We start from the raw sequence: 2,691 nt of genomic DNA, 5'->3' as shown, positions 1-2,691 counted from the left end.
TTATCAAGACTCATAAAAAAGCCCTTTATAATGATGTTGTAGAGAACAAAATTATAGTTAAAAGTGCCTATTTATGGGCTTTCGTAGATAGATTAAACTTCAAAATCTATGTGCGAAAGTTGAGTAAATAAGAAGAACATGCAATTACTCGATGACTTGCTTGCGTTTGACGTGTCTGTCGGCCAAAGTATTTTTTCATGGCTTAGGCAAAGTGAGTCACGTCCAACATCCGCTAATATGCTCGTTATTATGGAACGGCTGCAAACAATCAAGAGGCTTGAAATTTCCGAAACTATTTCTAGTAGAGTATCGCAAATCCGAATGCAGCAATACAGTCGTGAAGGGTACCGAATCTCCATTAGCCATCTTCGTCAGTATGAACCAAAGCGCCGTTATACCCTCATAGCCATTACTCTTCTTGAAATTCAAAAAGCTCTTATTGATGATGCGATCACTATGCATGATCGTATTATTGGTTCACTGATGCGGCGAAGTCAGAACCGATTTCATCAAACAATCCAAGATGGGGACAAAAAGGCAAAAGAGCTTATACGGTTTTTCTCCCGCACCTCACAACTTTTGATTGAATCTAGAAACAACGGAGCAAATCCATGGGAATCTATCGATTTGCACATCGGATGGGATTCGTTTTTGCAGTCTGTACAAGAGGCTACTAGCCTCTCAGAACCTATCAAACAAGACCATTTGGCTTTCATAGAAACCCACTACGTACAGATGCGCAAATATACATCCCGTTTTTTAGAAGAGTTTGATTTTAAAGCCTCCGCGGGCGGAGGGGATGTCATGGATGCGATCAGATTGCTTCAAGAACTCAATTCAAAAAATAAACGAAAACTCCCCGAGGATGCGCCGGTTACTTTTATCCCCTCTCGATGGAAACCTTTTATCTATACTGAGGAAGGGATGGATCGGCGATATTATGAACTGTGTGCACTCAGCGAGCTAAAAAATAGACTCCGTTCAGGAGACATTTGGATTGAGGGGAGTAAACAATATCTTGATTTCGACAGCTATTTGATGACACGTCATAGCTACAGCGAGATGAAATCTCAAAACAATCTACCTATCGCCGTGGAAATCGACTTTTCAAGGTATTTGATAAATCGCCAAAAGCAACTGGGTGAGAGTATCGATGAGCTTTCAGATATGATTAAAGACGGTACAATTGCCGATGTTGAGTTTACACAAAATGGTTATTCGATTAAACCTTATCGCACAGACGGCGCTCCAAAAGAAGCGACTAATATCATACGCTATGTAGCCAATTTACTCCCACGAATTAAAATAACCGACTTGCTCATCGAGGTAGATACTTGGACAAAATTCTCCGATCAGTTTACCCATCTGCGCTCTGGAATGACATCTACAGATAAAAAAGCACTATTTGCGGCGATACTATCTGATGGTATCAATCTAGGGCATCAAAAGATGGCGGATGCTTGCGCCGATATATCCGTCGGAAGACTTAGAAGTGCATCTGATTGGTATATTCGGGATGAAAATTATTCAAGTGCATTGGCGCAAATAACCAACCATCATCACCAAACTTCGCTGGTCAAGAATTGGGGAGACGGTACAACCTCTTCATCAGATGGTCAGCGATTTCCCACCGGAGGGACAGGGGACGCGTTAGGTGGGTACAACGCAAAGTACGGCACTCAGCCCGGAGTGGTATTTTACACTCATATCAGTGATCAGTATTCTCCATTTCATACCCAGATTATCCACGCAAATGCCAGAGATGCTACATATGTTCTTGACGGACTGCTTTATCACGAATCAGATTTAAAGATTGAAGAACATTATACCGATACAGCTGGTTTCACTGATCATGTGTTTGCGTTGTGTCATCTGCTTGGATTTAAATTTGCTCCCAGAATTCGAGATATAGCCGATACGAAGCTCTTTGCATTAGAAGGAGTTGAAGTTCCAGAGAAATTTAACAATATCATCACCGGTTCCCTCAAAATAAAAGATATGCAGCAAAACTGGGATGATGTCCTTAGATTAGCCGCTTCTATCAAAATAGGTACAGCTTCAGCGTCACTGTTGATCCGCAAGCTTGCGTCTTATCCAAGGCAAAATCGTCTTGCACTTGCTATTCGCGATGTTGGTCGGATTGAACGAACACTTTTTATACTTGAATGGCTCAAGAACCCATCACTCCGGAGTAGAGTCCAAATTGGTCTCAACAAAGGTGAAGCGAGAAATTCCTTGGCGCGTACCGTATTTTTTAATCGATTAGGGGAAGTTCGTGATAGAACTTTCGAAAATCAACTATACCGTGCATCTGGTCTGAACCTGATCGTGGCTGCGATTATTCTTTGGAATACTGTCTATTTGGAGAAAGCGATTGAACAGGCTAAAAAAGAAATTGAAATTCCGGATGAGTTTTTGAAGTATTTTTCACCTCTAGGATGGGAGCATATTAATCTGACAGGCGATTATGTCTGGCGTATGGAGCCTTAGCGTACGAAAAAATGATAAAATTTACAGTTTTTAGCTCTTAGCGTACGATTCTATCCGTTTCGGCACGTGACCCCTTAAAGATCATATCGCATATTTGAGCGAGAAATGATTTTTAGATTCGTGAATGTACTTTGTATGGGACAATCGATTCTAAAGGCTTATAAAAAATTCAGTAAAGTTTTAAATTCTTTGTCGTTTTTA

General features: G+C 40.9%; 1 protein-coding gene. It reads left to right on the top strand.

Features of this window, described 5'->3' with window-relative positions; translation table 11 throughout:
• Positions 1 to 138 precede the first annotated feature (138 nt).
• Positions 139 to 2,490 carry a Tn3 family transposase gene (locus PHR02_RS13550; protein ID WP_299992838.1) on the top strand — a complete coding sequence of 784 codons (2,352 nt, stop codon included), beginning with the start codon at positions 139 to 141 and terminating at the stop codon, positions 2,488 to 2,490.
• Positions 2,491 to 2,691: the final 201 nt, after the last annotated feature.

It is taken from the genome of Sulfuricurvum sp., assembly GCF_028688295.1.
In the GTDB taxonomy this organism is placed as follows: domain Bacteria; phylum Campylobacterota; class Campylobacteria; order Campylobacterales; family Sulfurimonadaceae; genus Sulfuricurvum.
This window is presented reverse-complemented; position numbering and strand designations above follow the sequence as displayed.